Origin of the sequence: Tsukamurella conjunctivitidis (assembly GCF_007858475.1) — a bacterium.
GTDB lineage: Bacteria > Actinomycetota > Actinomycetes > Mycobacteriales > Mycobacteriaceae > Tsukamurella > Tsukamurella conjunctivitidis.
In genome coordinates this window covers 1-888 of sequence record NZ_VIGX01000058.1, presented here as the reverse complement: position 1 = coordinate 888, position 888 = coordinate 1, and the positions used below count along the sequence as shown (strand labels likewise).

Here is an 888-nt window from a genome sequence, read left to right as displayed (position 1 = left end):
ATGGGCCGCGGCCGTGACGTCGAGGACCTGAGCCGCAAGAGCGTCACCGCGAAGGCCGAACGCCTCGGCGTGAGCGGAGCACCGGGCGTTCCGATCGGCCGCACGGTCGCCGCCAGCCAGCAGCTCTACGGCTCGTGGGAGGACATGCACATCGACATCTGGGGTCCGCGCACCGGTAAGACCACCTCGCGCGCCGTGCCGGCCATCCTCGATGCGCCCGGAGCGGTGCTCGTGACCTCGAACAAGCGCGACGTCGTAGACGCGACCAGAGACGTCCGCAGCGAGGCCGGCCCGGTCTGGGTGTTCGATCCGCAGTCGATCGCGTTGGAAGAGCCCATCTGGTGGTGGAACCCGCTCTCGTACGTCACCGATGAGGTGAAGGCCGCGCGGCTGGCTGAGCACTTCGCGTCGGGCAGCCGTGATCCGGGGGCTAAGACGGATGCGTACTTCGACCCGGCCGGCCAGGACCTCTTGGCCGGGCTCCTGCTCGCGGCGGCCCTCGATGACCGGCCGATCACCGACGTGTACACCTGGCTGACGAGGCCGACCGACGAGACGGCCGTCGACATTCTGCGCGAGCACGATTTCGCGCTCACCGCCGATCAGGTCGCCGGCGTCGTCTCCGCCCCGGAGAAGCAGCGTGGCGGCATCTTCGGCACGGCCATGCAGATGGCGTCCTGCTTGACGAATCGCCAGGTCGCGCGCTGGGTCACGCCCCAGGGTGCCGCCGACCCGCGTAAGCAGTTCAGCCCCGACGACTTCGTGCGCGCCGACGGCGGCACGCTGTACTCACTGTCCAAGGAGGGCCGCGGGACCGCTGGCCCGCTCGTCACGGCGCTGACCGTCGCTGTCGTCGAGGCGGCGGAGGAGCTGGTGTCCCGCTCCGCC

General features: G+C 70.4%; 1 protein-coding gene. It reads left to right on the top strand.

Annotation, left to right across the window (positions count from 1 at the left end; all coding sequences use genetic code 11):
- On the top strand, positions 1–888 hold an 888-nt coding region (locus FK530_RS24320), incomplete at both ends, for a type IV secretory system conjugative DNA transfer family protein (RefSeq protein ID WP_158645198.1).